The following is a 22,400-nucleotide window of genomic DNA, read 5'->3' on the forward strand; positions in this document are numbered from 1 at the left end:
TCGGTCGCCGGTACCACCTTCGGTGCGACCCGAGGATGAGGCGCATGGGACGATTCCCCGGGTCGTGTCCGTTCGACCGGGGAGGACTGGGGGTCGTGACGTCACCGGAGCAGAACCGGCTCGCGGGTCCGCTGTCGATGTCCGTGGCCAACCTGTGCCACCGCCTGCAGTCGCAGGTGTCCGCGCGGACGTCGGCCGGGTTCGCCGAGGTGCTGCGCCGGCTCGGCGCGCCGCTGCAGGTGGCCGTCGCCGGGCGGATCAAGTCGGGCAAGTCGACGCTGGTGAACGCGCTGATCGGGCGCCGGGTCGCGCCGACCGACATCGGTGAGTGCACCCGGCTGGTGACCCGCTTCCAGTACGGCACCGTGGACCGCGTCGAGATCGTCTTCACCGACGGCCGCAAGCAGGTGCTCCCCTTCGCCTCCGACGGGATGATCCCGGCCGAGCTGGGCGTCGACATCACCAAGGTCTCGCACATCGAGGCCTACCTGACCAACGCCGTGCTGCAGGGCATGACCGTCATCGACACCCCCGGCCTCGGCTCGCTCGACGCCGCGTCGGTGTCGCGCACCGAGCTGCTCCTCGGCGCCGCGAAGCACCGCAAAGACGACGAAGAGGGCTCCGACGACCTCGACGACACCTCGCGCAACGCCGTCGCCGGCGCCGAGGCCGTTCTCTACGTCGTCACGCAGGGCGTCCGTGCCGACGACCAGCAGGCGCTCGCCGCGTTCACCGCCGCCACCGCGAGCCGCGAGGCCGGCCCGGTCAACGCCATCGCCGTGCTGAACAAGGCCGACACCATCGCGCCCGAGTCGGTCGAGGGCGCCGACGGCGACATCTGGAAAGCCGCGACGATCCTGTCGGAGAAGCAGGCCTCGACGCTCAAGCCGCGCGTCGCCGACGTCCTGCCGGTGATCGGGCTGATCGCCGAGTCCGCCGAGTCGGGCGGCTTCACCTCCGCCGACGCCGAGGCGCTGCGGCAGCTGGCCGAGCTCGACGACGACGTCCTGCAGACCATGCTGATCTCGGCCGACATCTTCACCAGCTGGGAGTGCGACGTCCCGGCCGGCACCCGGCTGCGGCTGCTGGAGAAGCTCGACCTGTTCGGCGTCTCGCACGCCGTCGACGTCATCCGCAAGGAACCGGAGATCACGGCGGGCGGGCTGCGGCGGTCCCTGCTGGACGCGTCCGGCCTGGAAGCCGTGCGGCAGCGGCTGTCGATCGTGTTCGCCGCCCGCGCCGACGGGATCAAGGCGGCCGCCGCGCTCGCGTCCGTCACCGCGCTCGCGCACGCCTCCGGCGATCCGGCCGAGCGCCAGCGCGTGCACGACGCCATCGAGGTGCTGCTCGCCAAGCCCGAGGCCCACCAGCTGCGGCTGCTCGAAGCGCTGACGCTGGTCGCCTCCGGCGCCGTCGACATGCCCGAAGACCTCTCCGAAGAGGTGCTGCGGGTGGGCAGCAACGCCGACATCGGCGCCCAGCTCGGCAAGCCGGGCGCGCCCCGGCCGGAGCTGGCCGCGCACGCCCTCGAGCGCGCGGGCTGGTGGCGGTCCTTTGCGTCGTTCGGCGCAACGCCGGCGCAGAGCCGCGTCGCGCATGTGGTGCACCGTGCGTATTTCCTGATCTGGCAACAGGTGCGCGAGCAACCGGCCTGACGCTTGTTTCACCTTGCCGACTTTGCCGGGATCAGCGGCTTTCCCGCGTACTCTGGAAAACGTGCAGCTGGAGAACACGACATCCTGGCGAGCCGGGTGGAGCAGCGAGACCGAGATCGACGTCGCGCTGTACATCCGTGACGCCCTGGCGCTGTCCGTTTCCGAAGGACAGGTCCTGCCGCCGGTGGAGCCGCAGGTCCCGGTGCACGTCCCGCCGGAGATCGACCGCGCCGCCGTCCAGGAGCAGTGGGCGGACTGGTGGAACGACCTCCTCGCGTTCCTGCGCGGCCGGGTGGACCCGGATCCGCGCAGTCCCCGCAACCGCTACGGCCGGCCCGCGCTCGCCCACGATTCGGCGATGCGGCAGGCGATCGAGTACTTCGCGCCGGCCGCGTCCCGGCACTTCGCCAACGCGCGCGGCCCGGCGCTGCGCGGTGCGGGCGAGCCGTCGGGCACGACCCCGTGGGCACCCGGCTTCTACCGGCGCCAGATCGTCGCCGGCGAACGGCTCGGCCAGCTCGTGCGGGAGGCCGAGGTGCGGCAGGGGCGGCGCGCGTACCCGTTCCGGCTGAACGTCATCGAGATCTCCGTGGCCGGTTCGATCTGCCTGCGCACGGCCGACGACCAGCTGCTGGTCTCGTCCCGGTTCGCCGAGGACGGCCCGGGGCTGGAGGCCAAGCTCCGCGAAGTGATCAACGAACTGGTCTGACCCGGCTTTCATAAACCGAGCGCGCGGTCTGATAATAGGCGGCATGGAGACGACCGTCGACGAGCCGTCGTGGCTGCGCACCGGGTCCTGGGTCGGCTGCCCCCTGGCCGGCGCCGCCGTGGGCGTCGGGGTCTGGGCCGTCGCCGCGTGGGTCGCAGGCCTGCCGGCCTTCCCGTTCCAGGGTGTGTTCAAGGTGCTCACGAAGCTGCCGCAACCCTGGGCGACGCTCGCCGCCGTCGCCGGCGGCCTGGTGCTCGGGTTCGCGTTCGCGGTGATCTGGGCGCACGACCGGCTGGTCGTCACGGTGTCGCCGACCCGCGTCACCCTGGTCCGCGGTGAGAAGACGCGACGCATCGAAGCCGAGCTCGACGCCGTCTACCTCGACGGCAAGGAGCTCGTCCTGCACACCGCCGACGGCCGCGAGATCGCCCGCGAGAAGACCGACCTCGGCGGGCCCGAGCTGGCCCGGGCCTTCGCCGAGCACGGGTATCCCTGGCGCGACGAGCCGCCGGCCGAGCGATGAGGACCGTCGACCCCGCGAAGCACGCGGCCAAGCGCCGGGCGATCGTCGACGCCGCCGCCGGGTGCTTCGCCGAGAAGGGCCTCGAGCGGACGACGACCGCGGACATCTGCCGCGCCGCGGGCATCAGCTCCGGCAGCCTCTTCCACTACTTCCCGAACAAACGCGCGGTGTTCACGGCGATCTTCGAGGAGGACGCCCGCGACACGGCCGAACGGCTCGCGGCGGCGGCCGAGGCGGGCGACCCGTGGACCGCGCTGCTCGACGTCGCGCTCGCGCTGGCCGCCGAGGTCGCGCACCCCGCCATCGCCCGGCTGGTGCTCGAAGCCGCCGCGCAGGCCGCGCGTGACGACGAGTTCGCCGAGCTGATCCGGCACAACGAACGCGCGCTGGCCGACGGCCTCGCCGTCTTGATCGAGCGGGCCGTGGCCGCCGGCCTGATCGACCCCGGCGTCCCGCCGCACGCCGCGGCCGGCTGGGTCGCCGCCCTCGCCGACGCGCTGATCACCCGGGCGGCTTTCGACCCGGACGTCGACACCGCGGCCGAACTGGTGATCCTCCGGACGATCTTGATCCGCTTCCTGCGCCCGGTCTCGGCCGTTTCGCCCCCGGATGGCGCTTGAGTGCTCCAAACTGGTGGAATCTCAGCGGAGCCGGACGGGGTGGTGCGGGTGGCGTGGTTTCGTAAGGACGGCGTGGTGGATGCCGATGAGACGCCCACCGGCCAGATCCCGGCGCTGAGCATCGCGCAGATCATCGAGGAAGCCGATGCGGAGAAGGGAACCGACGGCGCGAAGCCGGCGTCGGACACCGATGTGCACCCCTTGCAGCCGGTCATCACGTCCCCTGTAGGCCTGGAGCGCGCACTCGCGGACCGTGACGCGCTGATCCAGATGTGCTTGTACGCGCTGGATCGCGCCCGCAGCGGCGGTGTTGTCGAACGCCTCGAAGAGGGGCTGGCCGCGATCGGCGTCCACGCCTTGCGGCCCGACGGCGAGCGGTTCGACCCGGCCTGGCACGAAGCCGGCGGCGCGCTGCCGACCGAGGACCCGGCGCTGGACGGCGTCGTCGCGGAAACCGAGGTCACCGGGTTCGCCGACCACGACCGCCTGCTGCGTGCCCCGATCGTCATCGTCTACGCGAAGAAGACCCCGTGAGCGCGCCCACCGCGCCGAGCCTGCCCGCGCAGGTCCAGGCGGCCCGCGACCAGCTGCTGACCGTCGTCCGCGACGCCGATCCCGACGCCGCCCGGTGGGTCGACGACATCCGGAAGGCGCGGCCGAAGAAGCCGGCCGTCGTGGTCGTCGGTGAGACGAACCGCGGCAAGAGTTCCCTGGTCAACGCCCTGCTCGCGCGGCCGGGACTATCCCCTGTGGACGCCGACGTCGCCACCGCCACCTACCTCGTGTTCGACCACGCGGACGCCTGGGGCGCGCAGGCCTGCTACCCCGGCCAGCTGGCGCCGGTGCCGATCGACCTCGGCCAGCTGATCAACTGGGTCTCCGCCGCGCATGAGCTGCCGCCGGGCCAGATCCCGCCGCGCTACGTCGAGGTCACCGGGCCGGTGCCGCTGCTCGAACGGCTTTCGCTGGTCGACACCCCCGGCGTCGGCGGGCTCGACTCGATGCACGGCGAGCTGGCCAAGGAAGCCGCCGCGGGCGCGACGGCGCTGCTGTTCGTGGTCGACGCCTCGGCGCCGTTCACCTCGAGCGAGCTGCAGTTCCTGCGCGACGTCGGCGAGCGCGTCGAGACGGTGGTGTTCGCGCTGACCAAGGTGGACATGTTCCGCGGCTGGCGCGAGGTGCTGGCGGCCGACCGGCAGCTGCTGGCCGAGTACGCGCCCCGCTTCGCCGACGCCGTGTTCCACCCGGTGTCGGCGCGGATGTTCGAGACCGCCGCGAAGGCGCCCAACGAGCAGATGGCCGCGATGCTGCGGGAGAAGTCCGGGGTCGCCGCGATCCAGACCGCGTTGCAGGAACTGCTGGTGGGCCGCTCGGCGATGCTCGGCGAGGCCAACACGCTGCGCGCGCTGTCCAGCGCGCTCGCCGTGCTCAAGGCGAAGCTGCAGGCCGAGAGCCGCGCGCTGTCGGCGGGCGAGGCCGAGGCCGAGCAGCTGCGCGAACGCCGTGACCAGCTGCAGGCCGAGCGCCGGACGTCGACCCGCGGCTGGCAGCTGAAGCTGCGCGGCGAGGTGCAGCGCACCCGCGTCGAGGTGCTGCACGAGAGCAGCCGCCAGATGCGGGACGCGCAGACCCACTTCCGGCAGCTGATCGACGCCGCCAAGCGGGACGAGCTGGCCGCGTTGCCGCAGCAGGTCGACATCGCGCTGCAGACGACGTCGCAGCGGATCTCGATGCTGCTTTCCCAGCGGCTCAACCAGGTCACGAACGTCTCCCTGTCCGAGCTGTTCTCGCCGGAGGAGCTGGACGTCATCCGTGCGCAGTTCGCGCGCGCCGGCGGCCCGCCCGTGGTGCTGCGCCCGCCGGACAAGAAGCCGCCGACGGCCGAGGACAAACTGCTCGTCTTCATGGGCATCTCGGGCGGTGTCGGCGCGGGCAAGGTGGCCGCGCTCCCCCTGGCCGGCGTCGCGATCCTGAACCCCGTGGTGCTGCCGGTGACGATCATCATCGGCCTCGGCGCGGGCTGGTGGATGGCCCGCACGCGCAAGCACGCGGCCGACAAGCAGCACCTGAAGCAGTGGCTCGTCGAAGCCATCGCGGACGCCCGCTCGACGCTCGACCAGCTCGTCGCCGAGCAGCTCATCGAGGCCGAGCAGCAGCTGTCGATGGCCCTGGACGAGGCCCTCGGCCGGCGCATCGACGCGATCGAGGGCGAGCTGAAGGAAGTCGACAAGACGATCAAGATGGGCGCCCAGGAGCGGGCGAAGAAGATCGCGATCGTGTCGAAGCGCCTGAAAGAGGTCAGCGACGGCCGGGACCGGGCGGAAGCCTTCCTGACCCGGATCCGGGCATTGCGGGACAAGACGGCCTGAGCGCGCGTCCGGTTGTGGTGGGGAACCGAACCGGCCTACGGTGAGTCATACCCTCAGACAGCAGGTCGGAGAACGGCGTTACCCGGTTCGAAGGGGGAAGTCCCATGTGGGTCGACGAGAGTGGCGGCAGCGACACCGACGCCAACGGTGCCGAGGCGATGACCGTGCACGTCGACGGCCAGGAGTACCAGGCCGAGGTCAACTACGACGTGAACGACGACGGTGTCAACGACACCGCGATCGTCGAGCACGACGACGGCACGGCCCAGGCCTTCATCGACTCGAACCACGATGGTGAGGCCGACCAGTACGCCGTCCTCGACGACACGGGGCACGTCGTCGAGCAGGCCGTCTACGACGAGGCCAGCGGTGAGTGGGTCCAGTCCGGTGGCGGGGGCCACGATGACTCGGACACCGGCAGCGGCCACGAGGACAGCTCCGGCGGCCACATCCACGCGGACATGCCGGACGGCGAGGTCGACGCGGGCGCGGCGACCATCGACACCGACCACGACGGGCACAACGACACCGCTGTCGTCGAGACGAAGAGCGGCGGCACCATCGCCTTCACCGACAAGGACGGCGACGGCGAAGCGGACATCGCGGTGCAGGTCGACGCCGACGGCACGAGCACGACGTTCGAGCACAGTGGCCCGGGCCAGTGGACCGAGGTCTCCAGTGGACTGCTGGATTCGGGCGGCGACCAGCAGATCGGTGACCCCGCGGGTGACGCCGAGTGGGGCGGCGCGGGAACGCAGACGCTCGAGGGCGTCGCGCACATCGACTCCGGCACCGGACAGTGGATCTCACCCAACTGAAACGTTACCCAGGTCACAGTTTGAAAGCCCGGCGCACCAGCGTCGGGCTTTTTTCATGTCGAAAATGAAAACAAGCAGGTCACGGGTGTGAGGCCGCCCACCGCAAGATTTACTGCAAATGCACCGATCCGGTGACGTCTGAATCGATTCCCTTATCGTTCTTGTGAGAGAACGTACACGTCAGCTCTCGGTTACCTGCCGGTCATGCGGCTACTCTCGGGGAATCCCAAAAAACGCACACCGGCTTCGCCAGCCGGTGTGCGAAGCCATTCGGTCGCCGGCAACGAAGCCCGCATCGGAACACCGTCGTTCCGAGCGGGCTCATTTGTCGTCGGAAGTCAGGAGTAGAGATGACCGCAGTCGCCATCCCCGGACTGGACACCGCGCCGACGACGCACAGTGGCGTGCTGTCCTTCGTCCGGGAGGTCGCCGAGCTGACGACCCCGGACCGCGTGGTGTGGGTCGACGGGTCTGACGAAGAAGCCGCCCGGATCAACCAGGAGCTCGTCGAAGCCGGCACGTTCGTGCAGCTCAAGTCGAAGCCGAACTCCTTCTGGGCCACCTCCGACCCCAACGACGTCGCCCGCGTCGAAGACCGGACCTTCATCTGTTCGGAGCGTCCCGAGGACGCCGGTCCCACCAACAACTGGACCGACCCGGCCGAGATGAAGGCCACCATGACCGAGCTCTTCCGGGGCTCGATGCGCGGCCGCACGATGTACGTCATCCCCTTCTGCATGGGTCCGCTCGCCGACGAGAATCCCAAGCTGGGTATCGAAATCACCGATTTCGCCTACGTTGTGGCGTCGATGCGCGTGATGACCCGCGCCGGCAAGGCGGCCCTCGAGAAGTTCGTCGGGCCGGACGGCAGCGAGCGCGAATTCGTGCCCGCGCTGCACTCCGTGGGCGCGCCGCTCGAGCCGGGTCAGAAGGACTCTTCCTGGCCCTGCAACGAAACGAAGTACATTTCGCACTTCCCCGAAGAGCGCGCGATCTGGAGCTACGGCTCGGGTTACGGCGGCAACTCGCTGCTCGGCAAGAAGTGCTACTCGCTGCGCATCGCCTCGGTGATGGCGCGCGACGAGGGCTGGCTCGCCGAGCACATGCTGATCCTCAAGCTGATCTCCCCCGAGGACAAGGTCCACTACGTCGCGGCGGCGTTCCCGAGCGCCTGCGGCAAGACCAACCTCGCCATGCTGCAGCCCACCATCCCGGGCTGGCGCGCCGAAACCCTCGGTGACGACATCGCGTGGATGCGCTTCGGCGAAGACGGCCGCCTGTACGCGGTCAACCCGGAGTTCGGCTTCTTCGGCGTCGCGCCGGGCACCGACTGGCACACCAACCCGAACGCCATGCGCACCATCGAGCAGGGCAACACGGTCTTCACGAACGTCGCCCTGACCGACGACGGTGACATCTGGTGGGAGGGCATGGAGAACCAGCCCGAGCACGCCACCTCCTGGAAGGGCCAGGAGTGGACGCCGGAGTCGAGCGAGAAGGCCGCGCACCCGAACTCGCGCTACTGCACGCCGATGTCGCAGTGCCCGATCCTCGCCGACGAGTGGGACGACCCGAAGGGCGTGCCGATCTCGGCGATCCTGTTCGGCGGCCGCCGCAAGACCACGGTGCCGCTGGTGAACGAGGCCCGCGACTGGCAGCACGGCGTGTTCATGGGCGCCACCATGTCCTCGGAGACGACGGCCGCGGCCGCCGGCGCGGTCGGCAACGTGCGCCGCGACCCGATGGCGATGCTGCCGTTCCTCGGCTACCACGCCGCCGACTACTTCAAGCACTGGCTGACGCTGGGCAAGAACGCCGACGCGAACAAGCTGCCGAAGATCTTCTACGTCAACTGGTTCCGCCGCGGCGACGACGGCCGGTTCCTGTGGCCGGGCTTCGGCGAGAACTCGCGGATCCTGAAGTGGGTCATCGAGCGCGTCGAGGGCAAGGGCAACGCGGTCGAGACGCCGGTCGGGTTCGTGCCGCGCGCCGAGGACCTCGACACCGAGGGCCTGACCGAGCCGATCGAGGACATCCAGGCCGCCCTCGACGTCAAGCCCGAGGAGTGGCGCGCGGAGCTGCCGCTGATCGAGGAGTGGTTCGACAAGATCGGCGACAAGGTGCCGACGTCGCTGCGTGACGAGCTCGACGCGCTGGCCCAGCGCCTCGCCTGAGTCCGCTGAGAAGAAGGGGACGTCCCACGCGGGACGTCCCCTTCTCCGCGTCTGCGGGTAGGTTCGCGGCCATGAGACCGTTCCGGTTCGGGGTGGCGCTGGTGGCGCCCGGCTCACGGGCCGAGTGGGTGGCGAAGTGCCGTCAGGCCGAGGACCTCGGTTACGACGTCGTCGGCGTGGTCGACCACCTCGGGCGGGTCGCGCCGGTGCCGGCGCTGCTGCTGGCGGCCGAAGCCACCGAGCGCGTCCAGGTCGGCACGTACGTGCTCAACGCGAGCTTCCACAACCCCGTGCTGCTGGCCCGCGACCTCACCGGGCTCGACGAGTTCACGGGCGGCCGTCTCGAGATCGGGATCGGCGCGGGGTACGTCCGCGCGGAGTTCGAGGCCGCCGGGATCGAGTGGGGCACACCCGGGCAGCGGTTCGCGCGGCTGAAGCGGGTGGTCGCCGAGATCGAGCGTGCGTACGAGGGTCGCCCCCGGCCGCCGCTGCTGCTCGGTGGCCGCGGCGACCGGATGCTGCAGTTCGCCGCCGAGCACGCCGACACCATCGCCTTCACCGGCACCGCGCCCGGCGCGGCCGAAGGGCGCCTGGCCCTGGCCGCGCCCGCCGCGGTCGCCGAGCGCGTCGGCTTCGTGAAGCGGGCGCTCGGCGGCCGGGACACCGAGCTCAACCTGATGGTCCACCTCGTCCGGATCACCGACGACCGGCAGGCGGCACTCGAAGTGGCCCGCCGGCTCGTGCCGCACCTCGGCGCCGCCGAGCTCGCCGAGCTGCCCACCGTCCTCATCGGTTCGGCGGAAGCGGCGGCCGAGCAGCTGCTGCGCACCCGGGAGACCCTCGGCGTCAGCTACTTCACGGTGATCGAAGAGGACCTGACCAGGCTGGCCCCGGTGATCGAAAAGCTCCGCTGAGTACCTTGTCGGTATGACTGGGGACTTCCGCTTCGGCGTGAACATGGTCGTGCCGGACAGCCGCGCCGCGTGGGTCGGGAAGTGCCGCCAGGCCGAGGACCTCGGCTTCGACGTCGTGTCCGCGGCCGATCACCTCGGGATGGCGCCGCCGTTCCCGGCGCTCGTGCTCGCCGGCGAGGTCACTTCGCGCGTCAAGCTGAACACCTTCGTGCTGAACACGCCCTTCTACAACCCGGTGCTGCTCGCCCGCGACGTCACGGGCACCGACCAGTTCACCGAAGGTCGGCTGGAGCTCGGGCTCGGCGCGGGGTACGTCAAGCAGGAGTTCGAGGCCGCCGGGATGCCGTTCCCGTCCGCTCGCGAGCGCGTCGACCACCTCGAACGCACGATCCTCGAACTCGAGCGGAGTTACGCCGACCCGGAGCACAAGCCCGCGCCGGTCCGCGCCGGAGGACCGCCGCTGCTGCTCGCCGGCCGCGGCGACCGGATCCTGACGCTGGCCGCCGAGCACGCCGACATCATCGGCTTCACCGGCACGGCCAAGTCGCCGGACGGCGCCGCGCTGATCCCGGCGAGCGCCGAGGACATCGAGGAGCGCGTCGAGTTCGTCCGGTCGAAGCTCGGTGACCGCGACCCCGAGTTCAACCTGCTGTGCCACTTCGTGAACATCACCGAAGACCGCGCAGCGGCGCTGGAAGAGCTGGCGAAACGGACGCAGGGTGTGCTGAGCGCCGGCCAGCTTGCCGAGGTCCCGACCGCGCTCGTCGGCTCTCCCGCCGACGTCGCCGAGCAGCTCCACGCGCACCGCGAGCGGTTCGGGCTGACCTACTACACCGTCCTGGAGCAGGACATGGCCCAGTTCGCCCCGGTGCTCGAAGCGCTCCGATGATCGACGCGAAGGGGATCGGCGTCCGCGCCGGCGACATCTGGTTGTTCGACGACCTCGACTTCGGCGTCGACGCCGGTGAAGTCGCCGCGATCGTCGGGCCGAACGGCGTCGGCAAGTCGACGTTGATGCGCTGTTTCTACGGCATGCAGAAGCCGCAGCGAGGGCGTGTGCTGGTGGACGGCAGGCTCCCGGACGAGCGGGACGTCGAGTTCCGGCGGAAGGTGTCGGTGCTGTTCGACGACTCCGACTTCTTCGCCGAGCTGACCCCGTTGCAGCACCTGGATCTTCTCGCCGGCACGTTCGGCGCCGACCTCGGCGACCACCGGGAACTGCTGCGCGACGCGGGTCTCGGCGAGCGCATGCACGTCACCGCCGGGCATTTCTCGGCCGGCCAGCGCCGCCGGTTGCTGCTGCTCGGCGTCACCGCGCGGCCGCACCGCGTCCTGCTGCTCGACGAGCCGGAGCGCGCGCTGGACACCGCGGGCAAGGAATGGCTGGTCGACGTGATCGCCCGCTCGACGGCGGCCGGCGCGGCGGTCGTGGTGGCCACCCACCACCCGCCGCTGCTGGAGGCCGCGGACAGTGTGCTCGAACTGTGGTGACCCTTTCGCCGCGGCGGATGAAGATCCCGGGCCGCAAGCGGTTCGGCGGGATCTTCAGCGGCGACACGGCGTCGTTCGTCTTCCTGTTCGGCTTCGGGTTCCTCTTCACCGCGTTCTTCCACGTCGACGGCTGGCGCCCGGCGGTCTACGGCTCGTCGCAGGTGGACTTCCCGGCCGTGCTCGGGCTGCTGACGCTGTGCTGCGCGGTGGGCTGGCGCGGCCTGCTGCGCCGCGGGTTCGCGTGGGTGGAGCCGGCGGAGCTGACCTGGCTGGACTTCGCGCCGGTCGACCGCGGCCGGGTTGTCGCGCTGCGGCTGCTCGGCGCGTGGACCGGCGTGGTGGCGGTGACCGGTTACCTGGTCGCGCTGCTGCTCGCGGTCGGCGGCGGCGGGCTCGACGAGTGGCGCGCGGGGATCGCCGTCGTCGCGGCGACCGCCGTGGTGGCCTACGTGACCGCGCGGCGGACGGCGTTGTGGTTCGACGCGGCCGGCCCGCTGGTGCTGGCGGTGCTCGGGCTGGCGATCGCCGCGTTCCACCTCGGCGCCGCCACGGTGGAGTTCGTCGCGGCCGGCGTGGTGCTCGCGGCCCTGCCCTTGGCGTTCGGCGGCGAGCCGGTGACGCGCGCGGGCCGGTCGACGCTGCTCGCCGGCTGGGAGGGCCGGGTGCTGCGCTCGGTCGCCGTCACCTTCCTCGACCCGATGATGCTGCTCCCGCCGTCGGCGCCGGTGGGGCGGATCCCGGTGCGCCGGCCGACACCGTTGCGGCTGGCCTGGGCGGGCACGCTCGGACGCTCCAAGTACGCGGGCGCGGCCGTGCTGGTCGGTTTCGCGATCGTCGTGGCGCACATCGCGCTGCCGACGTTGCCGGCCCCGGTCCTCGTCGGCCTCGGCGCGTACCTCGCGTTGACGCCGTTCAGCGCCGGGCTCGGCGAGCTGTGGCGCAACGCGGGCCGCCGTCGCTGGCTGGGCTCGCCCAACCGCGACCTGGTGCTGGCGAACGGCCTGGTGCTCGCCGGCGTCGGCCTGCTGTGGGCGGCGGTGCTGTACGGCGTCACGCTGGCGGCCGGCACCTCGTTCGCCGGGCCGGCGTGGCTCGCGGTACCGCTGTCGGTGCTCTCGATCCTGCGGACGGTCACCCGCAAGGCCATCGACTACGGCAACCCGGCGTTCGTGGACACCCCGATGGGGCCGATGCCCGCGAACCTCGTGCGGCAGCTCTTCCGCGGGCTCGACCTGCAGGTTATTGGGATCGTGCTGCTTTCAGCGGCCATCTGACCTACCCTCGATGCGACGAATGGAGCAGTCATGGGTGGCGGACACGCGTCGGGGGTCGGGCGCAGGGCGACCAGCGAGTTCCCTCCGGGCTGGAGCGACGAGCACATCATCTCGGTGGTGAAGGACGTCGCGAACGACCCGAGTGAGGCCCGGCGACAGCAGCGGAACGGCCGTTGGCGGTGTGCGGGCGAGCGGTTCAACGTGCACATCGTCGTGCTGGTCGAGGAGAACGGGTACGTGCACACGGCCTACCCGGTGGCGGGCCCCGGCGTGACCCGCAACCCGGACGCGGCCCGCGACCCGGCGAACCCGACGGTCGCCGACCTCAAGGAGAACCGGATCAGCTTCTTCGCCGACAGCGTCCTCACGATGCTCGGCGACCGGCTCTCCCCCGAGGACTTCACGCACTACCGGACCCTGCTGTGGTCGGGCGAGTGGGAAGAGCTGGCCGACGTCCTGGCCGCGCACGCGACAAAGGTCGACCTGAAGTTCTCGGCCGACGAGCTGTCGGACTTCGAGAAGCTGCTGAACAGCTACGACCTACCGGTGGCGGGCTGCGCGTTCCTCAACGACCGCGACCACATCCTGACCCAGCTGCGCACCTCGTGAGTGGTTAGGGCGGTTAGAACCGCCCTAACCACTCACGAGGCTTGGGAAAGTGATGGTGACGCGGCTGTCGCGACCGCCGCGCGCAGTGCGTCCAGCGGCAGCCCGACGGCGTCGGCGATCGCCGTGACCGTGAAGAACGCCGGCGTCGGGATGCGGCCGGTCTCGATCTTCCGGAGCGTCTCCACCGAGATCCCGGCCTCGATTGCGACGTCGACCATGCTCCGGCCGGCCCGTGCCGTCCGCAGCGCCTGACCGAGGCGTTCGCCTCGCTCGCGCTCTTCGTCCGTCAGCGGCACCCGCACCATGAACCCGATTCTAATACCACCAGTTGTCCACCGCCTGTGGATAACTCTGTGCACAGGTCGGGGACAGATGTGGAAAAGCCCCGCCGAACCGGAGTTCGACGGGGCTTCCACAACACCTAGTGGCGTCAGGCGCCCGGAGGCACCGGAAGTGCCACACCGGGCAGGCTCTGGTCGTTCGGCACGACGCCGTCGACCAGGTAGGCCTCCACGACCTTGTCCACACCCGCGTTGCCGCCGGCGTAGATGCCGTGGTCACCCTCACCGGTGATCGTCAGCATCCGCGAACCGGCGAACGCCTTGTGCGCGCGGCGCGCGCCCTCGATCGGCGTCGCCGGGTCGTGCTCCGACTCGACGATCAGCACCGGCGGGACACCCTTGCCGTCCAGCACGGGCAGCGGGGCCGGGGTCTTCTTCCAGAACAGGCACGGCTGGATGAACCAGCCGGCGCCGAGCAGCGGCTGCTGCTTGTCGATCAGCTTCTGCGAGTCCTTGATGGCACTGTTCGTCGTGCCGGTCCACGGACCCTCGTTGCACGGGATGGTCCAGAAGCTGGCGTCGTAGGCGTCGCCGTCGGTCGGCACCATCAGCGGCTGCGCGCCGTAGGTCGTGGTGCTCTTGTCGGCGGCCTTGACCTTCTGCGCGGCCGCGGTCTTCGCCTGGGCCGACGTGCCGCCCTGGGTCAGCGTGCGGACGCTGACCAAGTAGTCGGCCAGCCCCGGGAAGGAGCGCTTCGAGTAGATGCTCGACGCGATGAAGGCGTCCAGGCCGTTGGCCGACACGCTCGAACCGTCGGGCAGGGTGACCGCGCCCTGGGTCAGGACGTAGCGGACCTGCTCGTAGGTCTGGCGAGCGGCTTCACCGGTGGTGCCGAAGTGGTAGAGCTTGTCGTACTTCGCCATCCACGGGAGGAAGTCCTGCCGCCAGCGGCGCTCGAAGCCGAGCGGCTGCCAGTCGAAGGACTTCTGCCAGGTGGTCGTGAACTCCGTCGACGAGTCGAGGACGAACCGGCCGGTGCGCGTGGGGTAGGCCTGGGCGTAGTGCGCGCCCATCCAGGTGCCCGCCGAGTAGCCGACCCAGTTGATCTTGTCGCGGCCGAGCAGCACGCGCAGCAGGTCGATGTCCTTGACCGTCTGGTCGGTGTTGATCAGCGGGCCCAGCTCGCCGGACTTCACCTGGCACGACTGCGCGGCGTACTTCGTCGCCTGCAGGATCAGGTTCAGGTTCGCGCGGTCGCGGTCACGCGGGTCCAGGTCCGAGCCGGTGCCGATCGCACCGCCGCACGTGATGTTCGTGCTCTTGCCGGTGCCGCGCGGGTCGAACCCGACGATCTCCTGGTGCTCCCGCAGCTTCGGCTGGTTGCGCAGCCGGGCCGGGAAGTTCCGGCCGGGCGCGCCGGGGCCGCCGGGGTTGGTGACGACGCTGGCCGTCGCGTCGCCGGTCGCCTTCAGGCGGCTGACGGCGATGGTCAGGTCGATCTGGGCGTTCGCCTGGTACCAGTTGCGCGGCGTCTTGTAGGTCGCGCACTCCATGCCCTCGGCGCCCGCGGGCGGGGCCGTCGGCAGCTCGGAGGGGACGGCGCACTTGTGCCAGTCCAGCTTCTGGTTCGCGTACTGCGCCGGGATGTTCGTGGAGTTCCGCGGCAGCTTGGCCGCCGCGGCCTCCTGACCTGCGAACGCAGGCGTGAACCCGGCCAGCAGGGTGCCCGCGATCGCCGGGATCACCACCGCGTAGCGGAGTCGTGTCATACGGTTGCCCCTTTGGCTTTTCTCAAGTGGAGTCGCGCTATTGATATAGGGCGGGTAACGGCGGGGCAACCGACGTTGGTCGGCAACGCGGTGCGCGGCGATCAAATCGATATCGGACAGACGTGACGGCCTCCTCACCCAGGTTCTAAGGTCGGACGGTCGGTTACGGGAGTGTTAGGTGAGGTCCGATGTCGACTGTGAAGCAAGACAGGAAGGTGCCCCGGAAGCCGTTCAATCCGTGGTACCTGCTCTTGATCGTCCCGCTGCTGGTCCTGGTCACGCCACTGTTCAACATGGACGGTCCGCGGCTGTTCGGGATGCCGTTCTTCTACTGGTTCCAGTTCCTCTTCGTCGTGGTCGGCGTCCTCAGCACGTGGATCGTCTACCTGATGACGCGGGACAAGCCGGCCGGTGACGCCCCGGACAAGCTGAGCGTCGACGACCTGGACGAGGGGGACGCTCGATGAGCAACCTGCAGTGGCCGGAACTGATCATCTTCACGATCCTGTTCCTGCTGGTCACCGTGCTCGGGTTCCTGGCGGCGCGCTGGCAGCGCGGCGGCGGGCTGGACCACCTGGACGAATGGGGCCTCGGCGGCCGCAAGTTCGGCTCGTGGGTCACCTGGTTCCTGCTCGGCGGTGACCTCTACACGGCGTACACGTTCGTCGCGGTGCCCGCGCTGGTGTTCAGCGCCGGCGCGCTCGGCCTCTACGCGCTGCCGTACACGATCGTCGTCTACCCGATCGTCCTGCTCCCGGCGCTGCGGATGTGGTCGGTGTCGCGGGTCCGCGGCTACGTCACCCCGGCCGACTTCGTGCGCGGCCGCTTCGGCTCGCCGATCCTCGCGCTGCTGATCGCCATCACCGGCATCGTCGCGACCATGCCGTACATCGCGTTGCAGCTGGTCGGCCTCGAAGCCGTGCTGCGGACGATGGGCATCAACGGCTCCGGCATCGTCGGGCACCTGCCGCTGCTGATCGCCTTCATCATCCTGGCGGTCTACACCTACCAGTCCGGCCTGCGGGCGCCCGCGCTGATCGCGTTCGTCAAGGACATCCTGATCTACATCGTCATCCTCGTGGCGATCATCTACCTGCCCTCGAAGCTGGGCGGCTGGTCGCACATCTTCGACACGGCGGCGGCGAAGCTCGGCACGCCGAACCCGGCCACCGGCAAGCCGGCCGGGTCGATCCTGCTGAACGCCAACAACCAGCTGCAGTACGCGACGCTGGCCCTGGGTTCGGCGCTCGCGCTGTTCCTCTACCCGCACTCGCTGACCAGCGTGCTGGCCTCGCGCGGCCGCAGCGTCATCAAGAAGAACATGGTCGCGCTGCCGGCGTACTCGCTGGTGCTGGGCCTGCTGGCGCTGCTCGGGTACGTCGCGATCACGGCGGGCGTCAAGCCGCTGACGAACGCGGCGACCGGCAAGCCGGACGGCAACACGATCGTCCCGGTGCTGTTCGACAACCAGTTCTCGTCGTGGTTCGCCGGCATCGCGTTCGCCGCGATCGGCATCGGCGCGCTGGTGCCGGCCGCGATCATGTCGATCGCCGCGGCCAACCTGTGGACGCGCAACATCTACAAGGAGTACATCCGCAAGAACGCGACCCCGCAGGAAGAGGCGAAGCAGGCGAAGCTCGCGTCGCTGGTCGTGAAGCTCGGGGCGGTCGCGGTGATCATCCTGATCGACCCGCAGTTCTCGATCGACCTGCAGCTCATCGGCGGCGTGCTGATCCTGCAGACGCTGCCGGCGGTCGCGCTCGCGCTGTACACGCGCTGGTTCCACCGCTGGGGCCTGATCGCGGGCTGGGTCGTCGGCATCGGCTGGGGCCTGATCATGCTGTACGGCATCCCCAACCCGGCCAACGGCAAGCTCCACTTCGGCGGCTCGGCGCTGTCACTCGGCAACCTGTCGATCTTCGGCTGGCACCCGTTCTCGGGTTCGCTGGTGCAGATCTACGTCGGCTTCGTGGCCCTGATCGCCAACCTGGTGGTCGCCGCGATCGTCACGGTGATCGCGCGGCAGATGAAGGTGTTCAACGGGACGGACGACACCGACCCCGCGGACTACCTGGCCGACGAGCACGACAAGAACCTGCGCCCGATCGGCGCGGCTCACTGAGTGGTGCGCCGGAGGACCAGCGTGCGGGAAACGAGGTAGAGCACCACGCCGTTGAGCAGGTGCCAGAGGAAGTGCGTGCCGGCCGGGACGTAGTCACAAACGTCCCGGTCGAGCGTGCGCAAGCTCAGTGACAGCGCGAAAATCGCGCCGGCCACGGCGAAGTGCGTCCAGTCGTCGTCGCGCGAGAACACGAGAAGCGCGACGACGACGCCGAACGCGATGAGCGCGGAGAGGTAGAGCCCGCCCCCGAGCAACGCCGTGACGGCGGTGAGCACGAGGAACGCGGGCGCGGCCAGCCACGACAGCCGCCGGCCGTAGAACACGCGCGCGAACAACACGACGTACACCAGCACGAACACGAGGATGCTCACCGAATCCGCGACGCCGGCCCAGCGCGTCGCGAGCAGGTGGAACACCGTGCTGGCCGCGAAAACCAGCCCGATCAGCGCGGCGAGCAGCCGCCCGGCCCGACCTCCCGCGGCCAGCCGCCACACCAGTACAGCGGCCACGAGGAACGCGAGATTGCCGAGACTGTTGAGCGGCTCTCCCCAGAGCCCGGGCGCGACCCGTTCGCAGTACCCGTCGACGTAGTCCGTCACGGGGACAGCCAACCATGACTAGCGTGGGGTGGATGAGCGACGCGGTGAGCCGGTTCCCGGTGACGGAACTCGAAGACCTGCCCGACGACCTGCGCGAGCGCGTCGGCGTGATCGCGGAGAAGTCCGGGTTCACGCCGAACATCTTCCGCGCGCTCGGCCACCGGCCGGCCGAGCTGCGGGCGTTCCTCGACTACCACGACGCGCTGATGGAACGATCCGACGGACTCAGCAAGGCCGAGCGCGAGCTGGTCGTCGTCGCGACCTCGGGCGCCAACCACTGCACCTACTGCGTCGTCGCGCACGGCGCGATCCTGCGCATCCGCGCCAAGGACCCGGAGCTCGCCGACCGCGTGTCGAGCAACCCGTGGCAGGTGGAGCTGGACGAACGCGGCCGCGCGATCGTCGACCTGGCGCTCGCGCTGGCGCAGGACTCGGCGCTGTTCGGCGAGGGTGACCTCGAAGCCGCGCGCGACGCGGGCCTGACCGACGACGAGATCTGGGACGTCGGCGCGATCACGGCGTTGTTCGCGATGTCGAACCGGCTCGCGCACCTGACGGCGTTGCGGCCGAACCCGGAGTTCTACCTCCTCGGCCGCGTCCCGCGTTAGAAATCCAGGCGCCAGATCTCCTCGGTCAGCTCGGGACCCCAGCCGTCGAAGGCCGTCTCTTCGACGAGTTCGAACCCGGCCGCGCGGTAGAGCGCCCGGGCGGCGTCGAGGATGGACACCGTCGACAGCTCCACCGCGCGGTAGCCGCAGGCCCGGGCGAACTCGACGCACTCGGTCACCAGCCGCTTGCCCACGCCGCGACCCCGGGCCGACGGCTCCAGCAGCAACAGCCGCAGCTTCGCGACGTCCGTGTCGGCTCCGCGGGCGCACCCGATGCTGCCGGCGCGCTCCCCGTCGAGCTCCGCGATCCAGAACGCCTGGCGCGCGTCGTCGTGCACGGCGAAATCCGCGACGATCCGGGCGACCAGCCCCTCGAACCGGGTGTCGAAGCCGTACTCGCGGGCGTACAGCGCGCCGTGGCGCTGCACCACCCAGCCGAGGTCGCCCGGTCGTGGCGGGCGGAGGACGAGTGCCGGGTCGCGAGGGCGGTCGCCGACGACGTCGCCGATCGTGCGCATGGCGGTCAGGAGGCGCCGCTGGTCTTCGTCGGGAAAGCGCCGCAGCAGTCCGCCGATCTGCTCGGTGGACCGGTGGTTGAGCAGGGCGAACGCGTCCCGGCCGGCGTCGGTCGGCCGGACGAGCTGACGGCGGGCGTCCTCGTCGGACCGTTCGCGGGTGATCAGGCCGCGGGACTCGAGGCGGGCCAGCAGCCTGCTGGCGTACCCGGCGTCGAGGTCGAGGCGTTTCCGCAGGTCGGTGACGGCCAGCGGGTCGCGCTGGGTCAGCTCGAAGAGCACCCGGGCTTCGGGGAGGGAGTACTCGGCGTCGGCCGGGCCTTCGTCCAGCACGCCGATGACTCCGGTGTACAGCCGGTTGAAGGCGCGGACCGTGGCGACCCGGTCGGCCAGCTCAGCGTCGTTCATTGACCACCTCAAGCAAAGTCGTTGACGAAGTCAATGATTACTCGACAGAGCGGCGTCGGCAAGGGAGTTTCGGGGAAATGGAAAACCCCGTGATGCTGCCAGGTCGGGGGTCCGCCAGCATCACGGGGTCGTAGGGGGTATCGACGCGGATTTGCGCGGCGTTACACCTTCACCAGTTTGTGGCCTAGGTCACCCGAATGGGCGACCGCCACCTGGTGAGTCGATCAGCGCATGTAGCCCGAGCGAGCCTGCGCGATAGCGATGAGTTCCTGACGGACCGTCGCGGTGGCGGCGGTGTCGATCGCCCGATCCAGCGCCCGGCGAGTGCGAACCTCGGCGCGACGGGCTCGGAGCTTGGCGGCGATGTTGTTCATCGGTTTCTGCATCCCCTTCGGAGGGTCTTGGTGGCTTGTAGCTCTAGTATGCACCTTTTTTCACAAGGAATCCAACGAATGTCCGGTGATGTGGCGCACTCGCCGATGAATCATCGGCAAATTTGGGAAACAGCCGAAGAGATCAAGGTGTCGGCGGTCACGGCAGGGCAACCCCTCTGTCGTTGTCTACGACCGTCTAGCGATTTGCCGATATTTGGCTAGCGACGCGCATAGAGCGCAAGACGCCCAGGTCGGCAGCGTCGGACGCGTCAGTCGCGGCTGAGCAGGTAGTGCCCGAAGTGCGGGACGGTGAAGGCGATCTGTCCCCGCTCGGCGGAGAACACGAGGCCCTTCTTCATCAGGCTGTCGCGCGCCGGCGACAGCGACGACGGCTTCCGTCCTAGGAAGACGGCGACGTCGGCGGTCCCGGCGGCCTCGTCGCGGCCCTGGGTCAGTTCGGCCATCGCGAGCAGGTACTCCCGTTCGGCCGGCGTCGCGCGCTCGTAGCGCGAGCCGAAGAACCCGACGGCCAGCTCGGACTCCGCCTCCGGGGCGGCGACCTGGACGTCCTTGAGGGTGATCGGGTCGGCCGGCGCCGCGTCCCAGGCCGCCTTGCCGTAGGCCTGGATGAAGTACGGGTAGCCGCCGGACGCGTCGAAGAGCGCGTCGAGCGCCTCCGGCTCGATGCTGGCGTCCTCGCGCTCGATCGGCGCCATCACGGCGAAGTCGGCGTCCGCCCGGTCGAGCCGGTCGATGCGCGCGTAGCGGAAGAGCCGCTCGGAGTACGACTTGGACGCCGAGAGCACGGCGGGCACGTGCGGCAGCCCGGCGCCGACGACGACCAGCGGCGCCCCGGACTGCGAGAGCTCGTGACAGGCGGCGCAGAGCGCGGAGACGTCGTCGGGCTGCAGGTCCTGGATCTCGTCGATGAGCAGTGCGACGCCGGTTCCGACGTCCGCGGCCAGCTCGGCGACGTCGGTGAACAGCTCGACGAGGTCGATCTCGATGTCCCCGGAGTCGGCGCGCCCCTGAGCGGCGGGCACGTCGATGCCCGGCTGCCACCGGTCCCGCAGCTTCGCGTCGGCCTTGTTGGCCCGCAGCGCAAACGCCTTGAGCACCCCGAGCACCTCTTCGACCCGATCCGGCGCCCGATGCCGCACGGCCAGATCCCGGATGGCCCGGTGCAGCGCGGCGGAAAGGGGCCGCCGCAGTTCGGCGTCCGGCCGAGCCTCGATCTTCCCGGCACCCCACTTGTGCCGCACGGCCATCGCCCGCAGCTCACCGAGCAACACGGTCTTCCCGACCCCGCGCAGCCCGGTCAGCACCAGACTGCGTTCAGGTCTCCCGCGCGCCACGCGCTCCAGCACCACTTCGAAGGCCTTGAGCTCACGCTCACGCCCGGCCAGCTCGGGAGGCCGTTGCCCGGCGCCCGGCGCGAAGGGGTTGCGGATGGGGTCCACTCTGCCAAGCTATCGACGTATCTAGCGCGAGCCCGATATTCGGCCATAGACAGCTAGCGCGTGTCGCCGGAGTTCGACCGGATGGCCGAACGACCACCGGCAGTGCCGCCATCTCGCCACCTCGACCTACCGGCGGCCCCCACCCATCCCTGGGGGGCTGCCCCGTGTCCAGCGTATCGGCGCCCACCGACGAACCGGCTCGGCTGCCGCGATTCCGGCCCAGTTGTACACAACGGCACCGTCCTGTGGACAACTGTCGTCGGAGCCTCCTGGCAGCCTGCTCCGCCCAGTGGGTACATAGAGACGAACAGGTCTGCAGCCCTGCTCGTCCCTACCCCCAGCGCGCACTACGACGCAGCGCTAGTCGCTCAGGTTCCGCTCCGCGTAGATCTTCATCGCGTCGCGCACGAATTCCGCCGTCGCGCCTTCGAACCCGTAGCGCGGGTCGTCCACGTACAGCTGCCCGAGGCCCGCGAAATAGCCCGCGGACACCGACGAAACCGCCGGCCGGAGCCACTTGTGCAGCCGGCGCGTGATCCCTTGGACCTCGACGGAGTCCGGGGCGAGTCCGGCGTCGCGAGCGGCGCCGAACGCGGTCGAGACGTCCACCTGCTCCTGCTGGTGCGCCTTCTTCTCCTCGGCCGACAGCGAGCTCCACCACTGGTCGCCCGCCTTGTACGCCGAAGCGCCCCAGCGTCGCGTGACCTCTTCCTGGTACTGCGTGTGGTCGAAGCCGTCGAACACTTCTTCTGCCATCAGTCGTTCACCTCCCTTCATCTTCCGTAGCGTCGTGCGGACCGAGGCGATCTGCCGTCCGATCCGCCGCTGCTCCTGTTCGAGCAGGTCCAGGTGGGTCTCGAGCGCGGCCGCGCTGTCGCGCTGCCCGCCGAGGACCTCGGCGATCGCCGGGAGCCCGAGGCCGAGCTCGCGCAGCAACAGGATCCGCTGCAGCCGGACGAGCGCCTGCTCGTCGTAGTAGCGGTAGCCGTTGCCGCCGATCCGGCTGGGCTCGAGCAGGCCCACCGCGCCGTAGTGGCGCAGCGTCCGGCTCGTGGTCCCGGCCGAGCGGGCGATGTCCTGGATCGACCACTCCATGCCTTCGACGATA

Annotated in this window: 23 protein-coding genes; 16 read left to right on the forward strand and 7 right to left on the reverse strand. The window is 70.1% G+C overall.

Going from position 1 to position 22,400, the window contains the following annotated elements:
• The first annotated feature begins 137 nt into the window (after nucleotides 1-137).
• From OG494_RS37510 to OG494_RS37570, 13 genes are all read left to right on the forward strand, one after another.
• Complete coding sequence (locus tag OG494_RS37510; protein WP_442874520.1) at nucleotides 138-1,655, forward strand: dynamin family protein; 1,518 nt, start codon at nucleotides 138-140, stop codon at nucleotides 1,653-1,655.
• A gap of 61 nt (nucleotides 1,656-1,716) precedes the next feature.
• Nucleotides 1,717-2,364, forward strand: a complete 648-nt coding sequence (locus OG494_RS37515) for a hypothetical protein (protein ID WP_326945347.1) — start codon at nucleotides 1,717-1,719, stop codon at nucleotides 2,362-2,364.
• A 43-nt stretch (nucleotides 2,365-2,407) separates the two neighbouring features.
• Nucleotides 2,408-2,887, forward strand: a complete 480-nt coding sequence (locus tag OG494_RS37520) for a YqeB family protein (RefSeq protein WP_328446896.1) — start codon at nucleotides 2,408-2,410, stop codon at nucleotides 2,885-2,887.
• Nucleotides 2,884-3,507, forward strand: coding sequence for a TetR/AcrR family transcriptional regulator (locus OG494_RS37525; protein ID WP_328446898.1), 624 nt, complete (start codon nucleotides 2,884-2,886; stop codon nucleotides 3,505-3,507). Before OG494_RS37520 ends, OG494_RS37525 begins: the two co-directional genes overlap by 4 nt.
• A gap of 192 nt (nucleotides 3,508-3,699) precedes the next feature.
• Nucleotides 3,700-4,041, forward strand: a complete 342-nt coding sequence (gene grpE / locus OG494_RS37530) for a nucleotide exchange factor GrpE (protein WP_442874521.1) — start codon at nucleotides 3,700-3,702, stop codon at nucleotides 4,039-4,041.
• The gene (locus OG494_RS37535; RefSeq protein WP_328446902.1) at nucleotides 4,038-5,876 is read left to right on the forward strand and encodes a dynamin family protein; all 1,839 of its coding nucleotides are present in this window, start codon (nucleotides 4,038-4,040) and stop codon (nucleotides 5,874-5,876) included. The genes grpE and OG494_RS37535 overlap by 4 nt, the downstream gene beginning before the upstream one ends.
• Before the next feature lie 104 nt (nucleotides 5,877-5,980).
• Nucleotides 5,981-6,694: a hypothetical protein gene (locus tag OG494_RS37540; RefSeq protein ID WP_328446904.1), complete on the forward strand. Its 714-nt coding sequence runs from the start codon at nucleotides 5,981-5,983 to the stop codon at nucleotides 6,692-6,694.
• 350 nt (nucleotides 6,695-7,044) lie between these two features.
• The gene (locus OG494_RS37545) at nucleotides 7,045-8,868 is read left to right on the forward strand and encodes a phosphoenolpyruvate carboxykinase (GTP) (protein WP_328446906.1); all 1,824 of its coding nucleotides are present in this window, start codon (nucleotides 7,045-7,047) and stop codon (nucleotides 8,866-8,868) included.
• Nucleotides 8,869-8,939: 71 nt separating this feature from the next.
• On the forward strand, nucleotides 8,940-9,782 hold the full coding sequence (locus OG494_RS37550) for a TIGR03621 family F420-dependent LLM class oxidoreductase (RefSeq protein ID WP_328446908.1): 843 nt from the start codon (nucleotides 8,940-8,942) through the stop codon (nucleotides 9,780-9,782).
• Nucleotides 9,783-9,795: 13 nt separating this feature from the next.
• Nucleotides 9,796-10,671 carry a TIGR03621 family F420-dependent LLM class oxidoreductase gene (locus OG494_RS37555; RefSeq protein WP_328446910.1) on the forward strand — a complete coding sequence of 292 codons (876 nt, stop codon included), beginning with the start codon at nucleotides 9,796-9,798 and terminating at the stop codon, nucleotides 10,669-10,671.
• Nucleotides 10,668-11,273, forward strand: coding sequence for an ABC transporter ATP-binding protein (locus tag OG494_RS37560; protein ID WP_328446912.1), 606 nt, complete (start codon nucleotides 10,668-10,670; stop codon nucleotides 11,271-11,273). The genes OG494_RS37555 and OG494_RS37560 overlap by 4 nt, the downstream gene beginning before the upstream one ends.
• Nucleotides 11,267-12,547 (forward strand): hypothetical protein, encoded by a 1,281-nt coding sequence (locus tag OG494_RS37565; RefSeq protein WP_328446913.1) that lies wholly within the window; start codon nucleotides 11,267-11,269, stop codon nucleotides 12,545-12,547. The genes OG494_RS37560 and OG494_RS37565 overlap by 7 nt, the downstream gene beginning before the upstream one ends.
• Nucleotides 12,548-12,577: 30 nt before the next feature.
• A complete protein-coding gene (locus tag OG494_RS37570; RefSeq protein ID WP_328446915.1) occupies nucleotides 12,578-13,156 on the forward strand; it encodes an EndoU domain-containing protein in 579 nt (192 codons plus the stop codon).
• A 32-nt stretch (nucleotides 13,157-13,188) separates the two neighbouring features.
• Here OG494_RS37570 and OG494_RS37575 read toward each other — a convergent pair whose 3' ends face one another.
• Nucleotides 13,189-13,461 carry a helix-turn-helix domain-containing protein gene (locus tag OG494_RS37575; RefSeq protein ID WP_328446917.1) on the reverse strand — a complete coding sequence of 91 codons (273 nt, stop codon included), beginning with the start codon at nucleotides 13,459-13,461 and terminating at the stop codon, nucleotides 13,189-13,191.
• A gap of 125 nt (nucleotides 13,462-13,586) precedes the next feature.
• Nucleotides 13,587-15,206, reverse strand: coding sequence for an alpha/beta hydrolase (locus tag OG494_RS37580; RefSeq protein WP_328446919.1), 1,620 nt, complete (start codon nucleotides 15,204-15,206; stop codon nucleotides 13,587-13,589).
• Nucleotides 15,207-15,394: 188 nt separating this feature from the next.
• Here OG494_RS37580 and OG494_RS37585 point away from each other — a divergent pair, with 188 nt between their 5' ends.
• Nucleotides 15,395-15,673 (forward strand): DUF3311 domain-containing protein, encoded by a 279-nt coding sequence (locus OG494_RS37585; RefSeq protein WP_328446921.1) that lies wholly within the window; start codon nucleotides 15,395-15,397, stop codon nucleotides 15,671-15,673.
• Nucleotides 15,670-17,328 carry a monocarboxylate uptake permease MctP gene (gene mctP / locus OG494_RS37590; protein WP_328446923.1) on the forward strand — a complete coding sequence of 553 codons (1,659 nt, stop codon included), beginning with the start codon at nucleotides 15,670-15,672 and terminating at the stop codon, nucleotides 17,326-17,328. The genes OG494_RS37585 and mctP overlap by 4 nt, the downstream gene beginning before the upstream one ends.
• Here mctP and OG494_RS37595 read toward each other — a convergent pair.
• The gene (locus tag OG494_RS37595) at nucleotides 17,322-17,927 is read right to left on the reverse strand and encodes a hypothetical protein (RefSeq protein ID WP_328446925.1); all 606 of its coding nucleotides are present in this window, start codon (nucleotides 17,925-17,927) and stop codon (nucleotides 17,322-17,324) included. The two genes, mctP and OG494_RS37595, sit on opposite strands and share 7 nt — an antisense overlap.
• A 32-nt stretch (nucleotides 17,928-17,959) precedes the next feature.
• Here OG494_RS37595 and OG494_RS37600 point away from each other — a divergent pair, with 32 nt between their 5' ends.
• Complete coding sequence (locus tag OG494_RS37600) at nucleotides 17,960-18,535, forward strand: peroxidase-related enzyme (protein WP_247059492.1); 576 nt, start codon at nucleotides 17,960-17,962, stop codon at nucleotides 18,533-18,535.
• Here OG494_RS37600 and OG494_RS37605 read toward each other — a convergent pair.
• The 4 genes from OG494_RS37605 to OG494_RS37620 form a co-directional block, all read right to left on the reverse strand.
• Nucleotides 18,532-19,458 carry a bifunctional helix-turn-helix transcriptional regulator/GNAT family N-acetyltransferase gene (locus OG494_RS37605; RefSeq protein ID WP_328446927.1) on the reverse strand — a complete coding sequence of 309 codons (927 nt, stop codon included), beginning with the start codon at nucleotides 19,456-19,458 and terminating at the stop codon, nucleotides 18,532-18,534. The genes OG494_RS37600 and OG494_RS37605 overlap by 4 nt on opposite strands.
• 224 nt (nucleotides 19,459-19,682) lie before the next feature.
• The gene (locus tag OG494_RS37610; RefSeq protein WP_247059489.1) at nucleotides 19,683-19,832 is read right to left on the reverse strand and encodes a hypothetical protein; all 150 of its coding nucleotides are present in this window, start codon (nucleotides 19,830-19,832) and stop codon (nucleotides 19,683-19,685) included.
• 269 nt (nucleotides 19,833-20,101) lie between these two features.
• On the reverse strand, nucleotides 20,102-21,292 hold the full coding sequence (locus tag OG494_RS37615) for an ATP-binding protein (RefSeq protein WP_247059488.1): 1,191 nt from the start codon (nucleotides 21,290-21,292) through the stop codon (nucleotides 20,102-20,104).
• A 360-nt stretch (nucleotides 21,293-21,652) separates the two neighbouring features.
• Nucleotides 21,653-22,387 carry a MerR family transcriptional regulator gene (locus OG494_RS37620; RefSeq protein ID WP_328446930.1) on the reverse strand — a complete coding sequence of 245 codons (735 nt, stop codon included), beginning with the start codon at nucleotides 22,385-22,387 and terminating at the stop codon, nucleotides 21,653-21,655.
• Nucleotides 22,388-22,400: the final 13 nt, after the last annotated feature.

Origin of the sequence: Amycolatopsis sp. NBC_00438, from assembly GCF_036026695.1 — a bacterium.
Lineage (GTDB): Bacteria > Actinomycetota > Actinomycetes > Mycobacteriales > Pseudonocardiaceae > Amycolatopsis.